This is a genomic window from Aeromonas sp. R7-2 (genome assembly GCF_040908105.1).
Classification (GTDB): Bacteria; Pseudomonadota; Gammaproteobacteria; order Enterobacterales; family Aeromonadaceae; genus Aeromonas; species Aeromonas caviae.
This window is the reverse complement of record NZ_JBFODC010000026.1, coordinates 167,082-181,560: the sequence shown is the minus strand read 5'-3', so window position 1 is coordinate 181,560 and position 14,479 is coordinate 167,082. Positions and strand designations below refer to the sequence as shown.

Annotated in this window: 11 protein-coding genes; all 11 read right to left on the bottom strand. The window is 61.9% G+C overall.

Features of this window, described 5'->3' with window-relative positions; all coding sequences use genetic code 11:
* Positions 1-3: 3 nt before the first annotated feature.
* Entirely contained in the window at positions 4-1,188 is a 1,185-nt protein-coding gene (locus tag AB5Y47_RS11605; protein WP_216944753.1) for a tetratricopeptide repeat protein, read from the bottom strand.
* A gap of 65 nt (positions 1,189-1,253) precedes the next feature.
* Positions 1,254-3,974, bottom strand: coding sequence for a preprotein translocase subunit SecA (gene secA, locus AB5Y47_RS11600; RefSeq protein WP_041211791.1), 2,721 nt, complete (start codon positions 3,972-3,974; stop codon positions 1,254-1,256).
* A gap of 57 nt (positions 3,975-4,031) precedes the next feature.
* Positions 4,032-4,937: a M23 family metallopeptidase gene (locus tag AB5Y47_RS11595; RefSeq protein ID WP_039040495.1), complete on the bottom strand. Its 906-nt coding sequence runs from the start codon at positions 4,935-4,937 to the stop codon at positions 4,032-4,034.
* Positions 4,938-5,077: 140 nt separating this feature from the next.
* Positions 5,078-6,001, bottom strand: a complete 924-nt coding sequence (lpxC, locus tag AB5Y47_RS11590) for a UDP-3-O-acyl-N-acetylglucosamine deacetylase (RefSeq protein WP_010675831.1) — start codon at positions 5,999-6,001, stop codon at positions 5,078-5,080.
* Between the two features lie 102 nt (positions 6,002-6,103).
* Positions 6,104-7,255: a cell division protein FtsZ gene (ftsZ, locus tag AB5Y47_RS11585; protein WP_005305686.1), complete on the bottom strand. Its 1,152-nt coding sequence runs from the start codon at positions 7,253-7,255 to the stop codon at positions 6,104-6,106.
* 39 nt (positions 7,256-7,294) lie between these two features.
* Positions 7,295-8,554, bottom strand: a complete 1,260-nt coding sequence (ftsA, locus tag AB5Y47_RS11580; protein ID WP_010675832.1) for a cell division protein FtsA — start codon at positions 8,552-8,554, stop codon at positions 7,295-7,297.
* Positions 8,535-9,287: a cell division protein FtsQ/DivIB gene (locus tag AB5Y47_RS11575; protein ID WP_029314839.1), complete on the bottom strand. Its 753-nt coding sequence runs from the start codon at positions 9,285-9,287 to the stop codon at positions 8,535-8,537. Before AB5Y47_RS11575 ends, ftsA begins: the two co-directional genes overlap by 20 nt.
* Positions 9,288-9,384: 97 nt before the next feature.
* On the bottom strand, positions 9,385-10,839 hold the full coding sequence (gene murC, locus AB5Y47_RS11570; protein ID WP_041211792.1) for a UDP-N-acetylmuramate--L-alanine ligase: 1,455 nt from the start codon (positions 10,837-10,839) through the stop codon (positions 9,385-9,387).
* Between the two features lie 110 nt (positions 10,840-10,949).
* Positions 10,950-12,017: an undecaprenyldiphospho-muramoylpentapeptide beta-N-acetylglucosaminyltransferase gene (murG, locus tag AB5Y47_RS11565; protein WP_010675835.1), complete on the bottom strand. Its 1,068-nt coding sequence runs from the start codon at positions 12,015-12,017 to the stop codon at positions 10,950-10,952.
* Positions 12,014-13,198 (bottom strand): cell division protein FtsW, encoded by a 1,185-nt coding sequence (gene ftsW / locus AB5Y47_RS11560; RefSeq protein ID WP_043154095.1) that lies wholly within the window; start codon positions 13,196-13,198, stop codon positions 12,014-12,016. Before ftsW ends, murG begins: the two co-directional genes overlap by 4 nt.
* On the bottom strand, positions 13,195-14,478 hold the full coding sequence (murD, locus tag AB5Y47_RS11555) for a UDP-N-acetylmuramoyl-L-alanine--D-glutamate ligase (RefSeq protein ID WP_216944754.1): 1,284 nt from the start codon (positions 14,476-14,478) through the stop codon (positions 13,195-13,197). The genes ftsW and murD overlap by 4 nt, the downstream gene beginning before the upstream one ends.
* Position 14,479 lies beyond the last annotated feature (1 nt).

Genomic DNA, 14,479 nt, shown 5'->3' with positions numbered 1-14,479 from the left:
TCCTCAGCGTAAACACGGCAAACGGGCGATCCAGGGGGCAAGCCGAATGGCCTGCTGATCCCCCCGGGCCCTGAAGAGATCCTGCCCGACATGCTCATTGCCCGGCGGCGCAACCTGCGGCCAGGGCACCGCACCGGGCGGAGTGAAACAACGATCGTGTACCCGCGCGCTCTGGCGCAGATAGCGCCATAAACAGTCTCGCAAGAACCACTGGTCGATGTTCGGTGTTTCCATGGTACTGGGCTGATAGCTCGCCATCAGCGGCGCAAGGGGAGGCAGCACACCGGCCACACCGCCCCACATGCCGGCCAGCACCAGATCGGTGTGGCTCCACCAGTCACGCATGATATGGAACCAGCGCCCCGATGCAAGCCAGTCATCGACCGCCAGCCGCTCCCGCAGATTCAGCACGGAGTCCGCATCGCGCACAAGAAAGCGCCCCACTCCGGGATCATTGGCGACCTGGAAGCGCCAGCAGAGGCGCTGACGCTGGGATTGACTATCGGGCTGCACCTTTATCTCGGCGCCATGTTCCTGCAGGCAGGCCAGAAGCCCCTGAGGGACACTGCCATCCACATAGAAGCGCACCCGCCAGCCCGGATAGAGGTAAGCTGCGGCCAGCACATTGTCGAGTGCTCCCCGTAAATAGCGGGGCTGTGCTCCCCACAAGGAGAAGGCGATGACTGCCTGCTTCTCCCCCTGCTCCGCGAGCCAGTCATCCGGCCCCTCTGCCGGCAGCACCCACCCCGCGACAGGCTGCGAGACGGCCTCATCCTTGAGAGTCAGGGCACGGGTTCCCGCTTGTGCCGCTTCTTCATGGCGTCCTAGCTTGGCAAGGGAAGTGCAAAGCCCGTCATGGACCAGATAATCATCCGGCTCGCGCCGCACCAGTTCGACCAGGTGCGTCACGGCCCGCTCATGTTGATCGGAGCGCGAAAGGCAGACACAGAGATTGCGCAGCACCTCAGTGTTATCGGGTGCGGACCGGTACGCCAGCGTCAGCACCTGGGCCGCCGAGGCGGGATCGCCGGACAAAAAGAGGTAATAGGCAAACTGCAGTTGCAGGGGAACAGATTTGTTCGTCTCTGCGTTCAGCCTGCTCAGCACACAACGGATCGCCTCCTGGCGTCTCTCCTGCAGCCAGTGCCCATGTGCCTCCCCATCCCATCCCGCCGGCAATCTGCTCATCGTCCCCTCCTTGGTCCGAAAATGAATACACCGCCCGGAGGCGGTGTATTCATCATGGCAGGGTGTCAGGTCAGCTGACCGTGACAGTGCTTGTATTTTTTACCCGAACCACAGGGGCAGGGATCATTGCGCCCGATCTTCTGCTCGTCGCGCACGAAGGTGGTATGGCCCTCGGCCCCACCCGTATCCTCGTCAGCCAGCTGGTTTTCGGCCGTGGCATGGGTGTAGGTACGGGGAGCGGCTTCGGCCTGCTGGCGCTGCTGCTCTTCCATCGCCTCCACATCCCGCTCCTGCACCTGTACCCGGCTCAGGATGCTGACCACGTCGCGCTTGAGGGTTTCCAGCATCTGGGTGAACAGATCGAAGGATTCGCGCTTGTACTCCTGCTTGGGGTTCTTCTGGGCGTAGCCGCGCAGATGGATGCCCTGACGCAGGTGATCCATGGCCGCCAGGTGCTCTTTCCACAGGCCGTCCAGGGTTTGCAGCATCACCGCCTTCTCGAAGTTGCGCAGCACCTCCTTGCCGACCAGCTCTTCCTTGTGGGCATAGAGCTTGGTGGCTTCATCCAGGATGCGTTCGCGCAGCTTCTCTTCATATAGCTTGTCGTCTTCCGCCAGCCACTGCTGCAGCGGCAGATCCAGGGCGAAATCGGACTTCAGACGCGCTTCCAGACCCGGCACGTCCCACATTTCTTCCAGGGACTGGGGCGGGATGTACTCGTCGATGATGGCGCCGTAGACGTCGTCACGGATGACGTGAATGGTCTCGGAGATGTCGTTGGTGTCCAGCAGTTCGTTGCGCTGCTCGTAGACCACCTTGCGCTGATCGTTGGCCACGTCGTCGAACTCGAGCAGGTTTTTACGGATGTCGAAGTTGCGACCTTCCACCTTGCGCTGGGCATTCTCGATGGCCTTGGTTACCCAGGGATGCTCGATGGCCTCGCCCTCTTCCATGCCCAGCTTCTTCATCATGCCGGTCACGCGGTCGGAGGCGAAGATCCGCATCAGGGTATCTTCCATGGAGAGGTAGAAGCGGGAGGAACCCGGATCACCCTGACGACCGGAACGGCCGCGCAGCTGGTTGTCGATACGGCGGGATTCGTGACGCTCGGTACCGATGATGTGCAGGCCACCGGCCGCCAGTACTTCGTCATGACGCACCTGCCAGGCCGCTTTCAGCTCGGCAATCTGCTCGCTTGACGGGTTTTCCAGCTGGGCGATCTCCGCCTGCCAGTTGCCGCCCAGCACGATGTCGGTACCACGACCGGCCATGTTGGTGGCGATGGTGACGGCGCCGGTCTGGCCGGCCTGGGCGACGATCTCCGCTTCCATGGCATGGAACTTGGCGTTCAGTACCTTGTGCGGGATATTTTCCTTGGTCAGGATGCCGGAGAGCAGCTCGGAGTTCTCGATGGAGACGGTACCAACCAGCACGGGCTGGCCGCGCTTCACGCACTCGCGGATGTCCTGCACGATGGCCGCGTATTTCTCCTGGGCGGTCAGGTAGACGAGATCGCCCATGTCCTTGCGCACCATCGGCTTGTTGGTCGGGATGACCACGGTATCCAGGCCATAGATCTGCTGGAATTCAAAGGCTTCGGTATCCGCAGTACCGGTCATGCCCGCCAGCTTGTCGTACAGACGGAAATAGTTCTGGAAGGTGATGGAGGCCAGGGTCTGGTTCTCGTTCTGGATCTTGACCCCTTCCTTCGCCTCGACCGCCTGGTGCAGACCGTCTGACCAGCGACGACCCGGCATGGTGCGGCCGGTGTGCTCGTCGACGATGACGATCTCGTCTTTCTGGACGATATAGTCGACGTTGCGCTCGAACAGGGTGTGCGCACGCAGGCCTGCATTGACGTGATGCAGCAGGCTGATATTGGTGGCGGAGAACAGGGAGTCATCCTCGGCCAGCAGTCCCTCTTTCTTGAGCAGCTCTTCCACGAAGATCTGGCCGTTCTCGGTCAGCAGCGCCTGGCGGTTCTTCTCGTCCACCGTGTAGTGGCCGTCACCGGTGTACTCTTCAGAGTCTTCCTTGTCCTGCTTCACCAGCAGGGGGATCAGCTTGTTGATCTGGGTGTACATGGCGGAGCTGTCTTCCGCCGGACCGGAGATGATGAGCGGAGTACGAGCTTCATCGATGAGCACCGAGTCCACCTCATCCACCAGCGCGTAGTTGAGCGGGCGCTGTACGCGCTGCTCCGGCGAGAATGCCATGTTGTCGCGCAGGTAGTCGAAACCAAATTCGTTGTTGGTACCGTAGGTGATGTCGGCAGCGTAGGCATCGCGCTTCTGGGACGCATCCATGCCGGGCACGTTGCAGTCCACCGTCATGCCGAGGAAGGCGAACAGCGGGCGGTTGGCTTCCGCATCACGCTTGGCCAGATAGTCGTTCACCGTCACGACATGCACACCGCGGCCGGTCAGGGCGTTCAGGTAGGCCGGTAGGGTGGCCGTCAGGGTTTTACCTTCACCTGTCTTCATTTCGGCAATGCGGTTGGAGTTCAGCACCATGCCGCCGATCAGCTGGACGTCGAAGTGACGCATGCCGAACACACGGCGGGAGGCTTCACGGACGGTGGCGAACGCTTCTGGCAGCAACTGCTCCAGTGTTTCGCCCTGCTCCAGACGCTGACGGTACTCGGCGGTCTTCGCCTGCAGTTCCTGATCGGACAGTGCCTCGAACTGAGGTTCCATCGCATTGATTTGTTTTACAATTTTGCGCAAAGCCTTGAGCGTTCTGTCGTTCCGGCTGCCGATAATCTTGGTGAGCAGTGTGCTAATCATGGGTACCAACTGTTTTGGTTATATAAGCGTTCCGTCACTGGAACCTGAAGAAAAAACCTAACCCCGTCTGGCATTCAGAAAGCGCGCGGGGTTGACCTGACGACCATCTTTCAACACTTCGTAATGCAAATGAACTCCGGTTGCACGACCGGTTCGCCCCATCAGGGCAATCTTCTGGCCCTCATCGACCAGGGTGCCCACATCCACCAGCAACTTGGAATTGTGGGCATAGCGGGTGACCAGACCATTGCCATGGTCAATCTCCACCATGTTGCCAAACTCCGGATGGCGCCCTGCCCAGCTGACAATCCCCTTGCCTGTCGCCAGGATGGGGGTGCCGGGCCTGCCGCGGAAATCCACCCCTTTGTGCATCTTGGCGCGACCGTTGAACGGATCGACCCGCCCACCGAAACCGGAGGAGATCCAGACACGCTCCTGCTTGACCGGTGAGCCGGGGATGAAACCCGCATCGGTGATATGGTGGTTCATGATGAAGGATTCAAGTACCGACAGCTGTTCTTCGCGGCTGCTGAGCTGACGGCTGAGGTGTTCCATGGAATCTTGCAGTTCACCCAGGCTGACTTCCAGGTCTGCATCATAGGAAGGGCCGCCCATGGGGGGCAGCTCCTTGAAGTTGAACTCCTCGGGATCGAGGTCCGCCTTCTCGGTCAGGCGCTCGCCGAGGGCGTTGAGGCGACCAAGTTGTCCCTGCATGGTGCCCACTTGGGCGGCCAGCATGGCAAGCTGTTCGCGGGCTTCATCGGCCCCTTGCGTGGATTTTTGCTGCTGCGCCAGGGTCAGCGCCACTTCCAGCGCCTCCATTTTCTGCTGCCAGCTCTGCCAGAGCCAGCCGCCCCCCAAGGCCAATACAGTGAAGAGAATACCGCCGACCCAGGCCAGACGTTGTTTGGGTAAGTGCAACCTGCGGCGCTGCTTACCGTGGAGGATCAGGGTAATGCTCATAGAAATCTGTCTTCTCGGTCAGGTGAGGCCAAGGGCCTGCACGGGCAATAAAACCGGGAGATAATCGGTATTAAAGGATGGAATAAACAAATGACAGGACGTCGGTGCGGAGAGATGACCGACGTCCTGTTGCACAGCTATCAGGCCAGAACCAGACCGTTGTCGTAGTAAGCGATAGGCGCTTTGTCGCCCTCACCCTCGAAGGTCACCAGTTCCCAGGCCTCCTGCTGGGCCAGCAGGGCACGCAGCAGCTTGTTGTTCAGGGCATGGCCCGTCTTGTAGGCACGGAATTCACCGATGATACTGCGATTGCACATGTACAGATCGCCGATGGCATCCAGCATCTTGTGCTTCACGAACTCGTCTTCGTAGCGCAGACCATCTTCGTTCAGCACCCGGTAGTCATCCAGCACCACGGCGTTTTCCAGGCTGCCGCCCAGTGCCAGGTTCTGGGAACGCAGGTACTCGATGTCACGCATGAAGCCGAAGGTACGGGCACGGCTGATCTCTTTCACGAAGGAGCTGCCGGAGAAGTCCAGCACGCAACGCTGGTTGCGGCCTTCAAACACCGGATGCTGGAAATCGATCTCGAGATCCATCTTGAAGCCGTTGCGGTAGGGGTGGAATTCCGCCCACTTGTCGCCGTCTTCAACCCGGATGCTCTGCTTGATCCGCACGAACTGCTTGGGTGCGTTCTGTTCACGAATACCCACTTCCTGCAGCAGATAGATGAACGGATGCGCACTGCCGTCCATTACCGGGATCTCGGGGGCATCAACCTCGACATAGAGGTTGTCGATGCCCATCCCGGCCAGAGCGGCAGACAGGTGTTCGATGGTCGACACGCGAACACCGGCTTCGTTCACCAGAGCGGTACAAAGCACGGTATCACGCACCTGATCGGCGTTGGCTGGCAGCGCGACCACAGGATTCAGATCGGTACGCAAGTAAACGATCCCTGTGTTAACAGGCGCCGGACGGAACGTCATAGTGACTTTCCGGCCCGAATGCAGGCCCACACCGGTGGCCTGGACACTCGTTTTCAAGGTTCTTTGTCTAATCATGGGCGTATCCGCTTTAACAGCTCAAATTCCTGACCAGATGGTCGTTGCCGGGCCATCTTAGCACAATCCTTAAGCAACAAACAAACCAGAGCCATCAGAGGCTTAGTCTGCCTGCTTGCGCAGGAACGCAGGAATATCGAGATAATCCGGTTCGCGACGAGCTTGCGGCTCGGCGTTCACCACCTTGGCCGGGGCCTCTTCCATCACGCGAGACTGCAGGGCTTCGCTGATCAGGGGCTGACGAGCCGGACGCTCTTGAACCATGTTGTTCTTGACCAGAGTGATGTCGGGCTTGCGCTCGGCACCGATACCGGTCGCCACTACGGTAACGCGCAGTTCGTCGTGCATTTCCGGGTCGATTACGGTACCCACCACCACGGTGGCGTTCTCGGACGCGAAGGCCTTGACCGCGTTACCCACGGTCTCGAACTCTTCGATGGTCATGTCCATGCCGGCAGTGATGTTGACCAGGATGCCGCGGGCACCGGCCAGATCCACGTCTTCCAGCAGCGGGCTGGAGATGGCCTTCTCGGCCGCTTCTTCGGCACGGTCGTCACCGGAGGCGGAGCCGGTACCCATCATGGCGGTACCCATCTCGCGCATCACGGTCCGCACGTCCGCGAAGTCGACGTTGATGAGGCCCGGGCGGGTGATCAGTTCGGCGATGCCTTGCACCGCACCCAGCAGCACGTCGTTGGCCGCCTTGAAGGCGTCCAGCAGGGAGATGCCGCGACCCAGTACCTTCAGCAACTTGTCGTTGGGGATGGTGATCAGGGAGTCGACGTTCTTGGAGAGCTCTTCGATGCCGTGAGCGGCGAAGCCCATCCGCTTCTTCCCTTCGAAGGAGAACGGCTTGGTCACGACGGCAACGGTCAGGATACCCATCTCGCGGGCCACTTCGGCCACGATCGGTGCAGCACCTGTACCAGTACCACCACCCATGCCGGCAGCGATGAACACCATGTCGGAACCGGTCAGCAGCTCGCGCAGCGCTTCCCTGTCTTCCATGGCGGCGTCACGACCCACTTCCGGGTTGGCCCCGGCACCCAAACCCTTGGTGATGCCACCGCCGATCTGCAAGGTGGTATTGGCACTGGAGTTGCGCAGTGCCTGGGCGTCGGTGTTCACGGTGATGAACTCGACACCCTCGATGTTTTGACGAACCATGTGCTCGACTGCGTTGCCGCCGCCGCCACCCACACCTATCACCTTGATGACGGCTTCGTCAGTGTGGCTATCCATAAATTCAAACATGTTGTCTCTCCGCTTTATTTGCCTGACTCAGCAAAATCTTTAGAACTCGCCACGCAACCAGTTGCTGACCCGTTTGACCAGCCCACCTACGCTTGCCTTGGCGGCATATTCCTTGTTACTGCCGGTGGATTGGTTGGTGCGGCCGTACTGCAACAACCCGACCGCAGTCGAGTACACCGGTGCCTGTACGTAGTCACTCAATCCCCGGATATTCATGGGCTCGCCCACCCGGACCTGGCTCTGGAAGATCTGCTCTGCGCACTCCACAATGCCTTCGATCTGGGCCGCGCCACCGGTCAAGACCACACCGGCGGCCAGCTGATGCTTGACCCCCTGTGCCTTCAATTCGCTCTGCACCCGCACCAGCTCGTCATTCACCATGGAGAGCAACTCGGTGTAACGGGGTTCAATCACTTCCGCCAGTGTCTGCCGTTGCAGGCTGCGCGCCGGGCGACCGCCGACACTGGGCACTTCGATATTGTCTTCCTTGCTGACCAGGCGGCCGAGGGCACAGCCATAGCGCACCTTGATCGCCTCCGCATCCAGCGGCGGCGTGCCGAAGGCATAGGCGATGTCGCTGGTCACCGTGCTGCCGGCATAGGGAATCACCTTGGTGTGGCGCAGGGCGCCGCCGGTAAAGAGCGACATGTCCATGGTGCCACCACCGATGTCCACCACGCAGACACCCAGCTCCTTCTCGTCTTCGGTCAGCACGGCGTAGCTGGAGGCCAGGGCGGAGAAGATCAGCTGATCCACCCGCAGACCCACCTTCTCCACACACTTCTCGATGTTGCGCGCCATGTCGTTGTGGCAGGTGATGAGATGCACCTTGGCTGCCATCCGCACGCCGGAGAGGCCGACCGGGTTCTTGATCCCTTCCTGATAGTCGATGGCGAACTCCTGGGGCAGCACGTGCAGCACCCGCAGCTCGTCCGACAACCGCACCGACTTGGCGGTGTGGATGACGTTGTCCACATCCTCCTGGGTCACCTCTTCGTCGGAGATGGGCACCATGCCGGTCTCGTTGCGGCAATCGATGTGCTTGCCGGACAGCCCCAGATAGACGGAACTGATCTGGCAGTCTGCCATCATCTCGGCCTCTTCCACCGCGCGGCGCAGGGACTTGACCACGGAGTCGAGGTCATTGACCCCGCCCTTCTCCATACCGCGAGAAGCGTGGCTGCCCATGCCGATGACATTGAGTTCGCCATCAGGCAATACTTCGCCAACCAGTACCGCCACCTTGGTCGTGCCGATATCCAGTCCGACAATCAAATTTCTATCTGCGGTGTTGGTCATTCACTTTCTCTTCGCTTTTCTTCCAGCCAACTGCCATCCCGGTGTCGTATCGAAGATCCACGTAAGCAACCCGCTCACGGGGCTCGATGACCGGAAAGGCATCGATAAACCGCTGCAGACGAAGCGCGATATCCGAGCGCCCCACAAACAGCTGAATGTTGCCATCCAGGGTCAGTTCCCAGGCATGGCGGGGGGTCAGATTCACCCCCAGCAACTTGTATCCCTTGGCCGCCAGCAGCGTTTCGTACTGATGGCTGGCTTCCAGCACCTTGGCGGCCTGATCATCGGGCCCGGACAACTGCATCAGGGGCTTCTTCACCCTGTCCGGGGCACTGAATACCTCACCCTTGGTGTTGACGAAGCGGTTGCCGTTCCAGCGAGCCGCCACATCCTGTTCCGTGAGATAGACCTTGATCTTGTTCGGCCACTTCTTTCGTACCGAGACCTGGGCCACCCAGGGCAGAGCGTTCAGACGCGCCTGCAATTCGTTCACATCCAGCTCGAAGAAGTTGCGAAGTTCGGCACCATCCAGCACGGCAGCACGCAACTCATCGGCCTTCAAATATTCGTGTTGCCCCTGCAGCAACAGCTCGCTCATGGGCAACCGACTGGCATCCGTCAGCCAGTCTTTAACATCCAGCGCAGTCTGGTAGAGCCCCCACATGACCAGGATGAAAAATGCCACCCCGGCGATGAAGCCCCCCTTGGTGCGCCCTTGTGCCCTTGCCTCCACCCGATCGATCCCCGTAAAACGCGCCATGCCGGCCACTTGCAGACCGGTTCGCCATTATATAGGCCTCGGCTTGGCGGTCAAAATACTCATTGGGCCCTCAGGCACCGGATTTCATGCTATCCACGCTCAATTTCATCTCGCCGAGACGACGGGCCAGTGCACCGACGTTACCCGCCCCCTGGGTCAATACCAGATCCCCCTCGCCAATCAGGTCGGCCAGCACCGCGGGCACATCGTCCGGCGTTGCGACAAAGATGGGCTCCAGGGTGCCGCGGGAGCGGATGGAACGGCACAGGGCACGACCATCGGCACCGGGGATGGGCTCCTCACCGGCGGCATAGACCTCCAGCATCACCAGCACGTCCACCTTGGAGAGCACATCTGCGAAATCTTCGTAGAGATCCCGGGTCCGGCTGTAGCGGTGCGGCTGGAACACCATCACCAGCCGCTTCTCGGGCCAGCCGGCACGAGCGGCGTTGATGGTCACCTTCACTTCGCTCGGGTGATGACCGTAATCATCCACCAGCATGGCCTTGCCACGGCCGGTTTCGAACTCGCCATATTGCTGGAAGCGGCGCCCCACCCCTTCAAACTTGGAAAGTGCCTGGATGATGGCCTCGTCGCCGATGCCGTCTTCGGTTGCCACCGCGATGGCGGCGGCGGCGTTGAGGGCGTTGTGGATGCCCGGCAGATTCAGGGTCACCTCCAGCTCACCCGCCCCTGCACGGCGCACCCGGAAGCGGCTGCGATTGCTGGTCTGCACGAAGTCCAGCACCTGCACATCGGCATCATCGCTCAGACCGTAGGTGAGGGTAGGACGGGCGATCTCCGGCAGCATGCCGCGGATCACGGGGTCATCCACGCACACCACGGCCAGGCCGTAGAACGGCAGATTGTGCAGGAAATCGATGAAGGTGGCCTTCAACCTGGAGAAATCGCCACCATAGGTGTCCATGTGATCCGCTTCGATATTGGTCACGATGGAGACCATGGGTTGCAGATGCAGGAAGGAGGCGTCGCTCTCGTCCGCCTCGGCAATCAGATAACGGCTGCTGCCCAGGCGGGCATTGGTGCCGGCGCTGTTGAGCAGACCGCCGATGACGAAGGTGGGGTCGCGATCCGCCTCGGCATAGATGCTCGCCACCAGACTGGTGGTGGTGGTCTTGCCGTGGGTCCCGGCGATGGCGATGCCGTGACGGAAGCGCATCAGTTCCGCCAGCATTTCGGCGCGGCGCACCACGGGAATACGCAGCTCGCGGGCAGCCAGCAGCTCGGGGTTGTCCTGCTTGATGGCGGTGGAAACCACCACCACGCTGGCACCGTCCACATGCTCGGCACTGTGACCGACAAAAATGTGCGCGCCCAAAGAGGCCAGGCGTTCGGTCACCCCGTTGCGGGCCAGATCCGAGCCGGTCACCTGATACCCTTCATTGGCAAGCACTTCCGCAATACCGCCCATACCGGCGCCACCGATGCCGATGAAGTGGATGCGACGCACGCGGCGCATTTCGGGGATAACGGTACGCAGTTTTGCCAGTTCAACCTTGGTCATAGTTCTTTCTCAATTCGCGGCCACAGGCCATTTTCATTCGGCGACATTCATCAGTTCGAAGACAGAAGCGGGGCCTTGGCGGCACATCTTGGCCTTCCATCTCGTTTGGCTCAGCCGGTGGCGAGCCGTTTGCACTCATCGGCAACCCGTTCGGCGGCATCGATGATGGCGACCCGGCGCGCGGCCTGGGCCATGTTCAACAGGGTTTCCCTGCGCCCGGCGAGCCAGGATAGGCGCGACGCCAGAGCCGCCGGCGTCAGCTCGGACTGGGGCAGGAACTCGGCCGCACCGCCGTCGACCAGGGTCAGGGCGTTGCGGGTCTGGTGATCGTCCACCGCATGGGGCAGGGGCACGAAGATGGCGGCCACACCGGCGGCGGCCACTTCGGAGACGGTCAATGCGCCGGCGCGGCACACCACCAGGTCCGCCCAGGCATAGGCATCCGCCATGTCCTTGATAAATTCACTCACCTCGGCCTCGACCCCCAGCCCGGCATAGGAGGCAGCCACGGCCTCCCCGTTGCCCTTGCCGCACTGGTGACGCACCTCGATGGGCACACCGGCAGCTGCAACCGCAGGAGGCACCTGCTCGTTGAGGACCCGGGCCCCCAGGCTGCCACCGACCACAAGCAGGCGCAGAGGATCGCTGCTGCTGCGCAGTTGGGGATCCGGCAGCGCCACCACCTCGGGGCGCACCGGGTTGCCCACCACGGCGGTGCGGGCATTGGGGGCGAAGGCACCGGGGAAGGCCATCAGTACCCGCCTGGCGATACGGGCCAGCAGCTTGTTGGTCAGGCCAGCGGCGGCATTCTGCTCGTGCAGCAGCAGCGGAATGCCGGACAGCCAGGCGGCCACGCCACCCGGGCCGGAGGCGAAGCCCCCCATGCCCAGCACCACATCGGGCTGGATGGTCTTGAGCACCTGGCGGGCCTGCAGCACGGATTTGATGACACGGTAGGGCGCCGCGAGCAGACGCTTGATGCCGTTGCCACGCACCCCCTGGATGTCGATGAAGGAGATGGGATAACCATGGGCAGGCACCAGCTCCGCCTCCATCCGGTCGGCAGTGCCAAGCCAGTGGATGGTCCAGCCCTGGGCCTTGAGGCGATCGGCGACGGCCAGGCCGGGGAACACATGGCCCCCGGTACCACCCGCCATCACCAGTAACGTCTTGCTCACGCAACCTCCCGCACGCGCGCCTGGGCACTTGCCTGGCGCAACTCAAAATCGATACGAATCAACATGCTCACCGCCACCATCATGATGATGAGACTGGAGCCGCCATAACTGACCAGCGGCAGGGTCAGCCCCTTGGTAGGCATCATGCCGCTGGCGGCACCGACGTTGACGAAAGTCTGGAAGCTGAACCAGATGCCGATGCCGATGGCCAGATAACCTTCATAGAGCCGCTCGGCCACCAGCGCCTGGTGACCCAGCTTGAGCGCCTTCACCGCCAGCGCAAAAATCAGGAAGAGTGCGCCAAGCACCCCCACGTAGCCCAGCTCTTCGCCCAGAATGGCGAACACGAAGTCGGTGTGGGCCTCCGGCAGGTACTCCATCTTCTGGATGGAGTTGCCAAGCCCTTCGCCAAACCAGCTCCCCCGACCAAAGGCCATCAGGGACTGGGTCAGCTGATAGCCGCTGCCGAAGGGGTCTGCCCAGGGGTCGAGGAAGGAGGTCACCCGCCGCATCCGGTAGGGCTCCGCGATGATCAGGGTCACCACTGCGCTCACCCCCACCAGGATGAGACCGATGAACTGCACCAGCCGGGCTCCGGCCAGGAACAGCATCCCGAGGGAGGTGACGAACATCACCACCACTGACCCGAGATCCGGCTGGGCCAGCAGCAGGATGGCCACCACGAACAGCACCGCCATGGGTTTCATGAAACCGATGAAGCGCTCGCGCACCTCGCTTTGACGGCGCACCAGATAACCCGCCAGATAGACGAACAGCGCCAGCTTGCCGAACTCGGCCGGCTGCAGGTTGAAGGGGCCCAGCGGCAGCCAGCGTACCGAGCCGTTGACGCTGCGCCCCACCAGCAGCACCATCACCAGCAGCACGATGGCCAGCAACAACATGGGGCCGTTGTAGTGCTGCCAGCGTGCCATGGGCACCTGCAACACGAACCAGGAGATACCCAGCGCCATCACCAGGAACATGCCGTGGCGCTTCACGAACATGAAGGGATCGTTGTTGATGGCGATCCCCTCAGGAATGGAAGCGGACGCCACTATTACCAGCCCGACGCCCATCAGGGCGAGTGCCAGCACCACCAGCTGCCGATCGTAGAGACCGGCGGGGCGCGCCGGTAGCAACCAGCGCTGCAAGAATCCTGCGACGGCGCGAAGGGCGTTCATAGTGCCAGCACCAGTTCGGTGAAGCGATCGCCGCGAGCTTCGAAGGATTTGAACTGGTCCAGGCTCGCGCAGGCCGGTGCCAGCAGCACCCAGTCACCGGGCCTGGCATCGGTCGCCGCCTTGGCGACAGCAGCGTCAAGATCGGCAACCCGCTCGGTCTGTTCGCCCAGGGCCAGCAGCACCTCGGCATCCTGACCAAAGCAGTACATGTGATCGATCTGGCTGCCGAGCAGCGCCTGCACCGGGCCGAAGTCCTGCCCCTTGCCCTGGCCACCGGCCAGCAGCAGCAGGCGGCCTTTGACCGCTTCACGCACCCCGGCCACGGCGGCCAGGGTCGCCCCCACGTTGGTGGCCTTGGAGTCGTTGATCCAGCGCACCCCATTTACCTCCCGCACGAAGCGGGCACGGTGAGGCAGGCCTTCAAAGCGGCGCAGCACGGCAAGTTGTGCCTCGCGGGGAATGCCCACCGCATCGCACAGGGCCATGGCCGCCAGGGCATTGGCCTGGTTGTGGGCACCCACTATCTTCATCTCGTCCACCGCCAGGAGCGGCTCGCCGTGCAAAGTCAGCCAGTGACGGCCCTCCAGCTCGCAGCGGCCGTAGCCGTTGCAGTCGAGGCCGAAACTCTGCCAAACCTGACCCACATCGGGCAGGGTCTGGGGATCGTCGCGATTGATCAGGATGTGCTGGGAGTGCTGATGGATCTCCATCTTGGCGGCGCGGTAATCCGCCATGCCGGTATAGCGATCCATATGATCTTCACTGAGGTTCAAGACCACGGAGGCGGCGGCCCGCAGGCTGTAGGTGGTCTCGAGCTGGAAGCTGGAGAGCTCCAGCACGCAGAGATCCATGGGCTGCTTGAGGAGCGACAGCGCCGGGGTGCCAATATTGCCCCCCACACCGACCTTGAGTCCCGCCTCAGCGATCATCTCACCCACTAGCGTGGTGACCGTGCTCTTGCCGTTGGAGCCGGTGATGGCGATGACGGGCGTCTGGGTTTCACGCACGAACAGTTCGATGTCACCGACGATGCGCACCCCGAACTCGGCGGCGGCCTTCAACTCCGGAGTCGCCAGGGCGATGCCCGGGCTCGCCACTATCATGTGCGCCTGCTTGAGCCGCTCAGCGTCCACCCCGTGGATGAGCTCCACCTCGGGGGGAAGCTCGTCCTTGCCCGGCGGATTGGCACGGGTGTCCATCACCAGCGGCGTGACGCCGCGGTCGAGGAAGTAATCGACGCAGGAGAGTCCGGTTTTGCCGAGTCCGATGATGATGACCATG

Excerpts from the sequence above, each read along its gene's own strand:
- AB5Y47_RS11605 (WP_216944753.1), bottom strand. The coding sequence starts at position 1,188 with ATGAGCAGATTGCCGGCGGGATGGGATGGGGAGGCACATGGGCACTGG.
- secA (WP_041211791.1), bottom strand. The coding sequence starts at position 3,974 with ATGATTAGCACACTGCTCACCAAGATTATCGGCAGCCGGAACGACAGA.
- AB5Y47_RS11595 (WP_039040495.1), bottom strand. The coding sequence starts at position 4,937 with ATGAGCATTACCCTGATCCTCCACGGTAAGCAGCGCCGCAGGTTGCAC.
- lpxC (WP_010675831.1), bottom strand. The coding sequence starts at position 6,001 with ATGATTAGACAAAGAACCTTGAAAACGAGTGTCCAGGCCACCGGTGTG.
- ftsZ (WP_005305686.1), bottom strand. The coding sequence starts at position 7,255 with ATGTTTGAATTTATGGATAGCCACACTGACGAAGCCGTCATCAAGGTG.
- ftsA (WP_010675832.1), bottom strand. The coding sequence starts at position 8,554 with ATGACCAACACCGCAGATAGAAATTTGATTGTCGGACTGGATATCGGC.
- murC (WP_041211792.1), bottom strand. The coding sequence starts at position 10,839 with ATGACCAAGGTTGAACTGGCAAAACTGCGTACCGTTATCCCCGAAATG.
- ftsW (WP_043154095.1), bottom strand. The coding sequence starts at position 13,198 with ATGAACGCCCTTCGCGCCGTCGCAGGATTCTTGCAGCGCTGGTTGCTA.
- murD (WP_216944754.1), bottom strand. The coding sequence starts at position 14,478 with ATGGTCATCATCATCGGACTCGGCAAAACCGGACTCTCCTGCGTCGAT.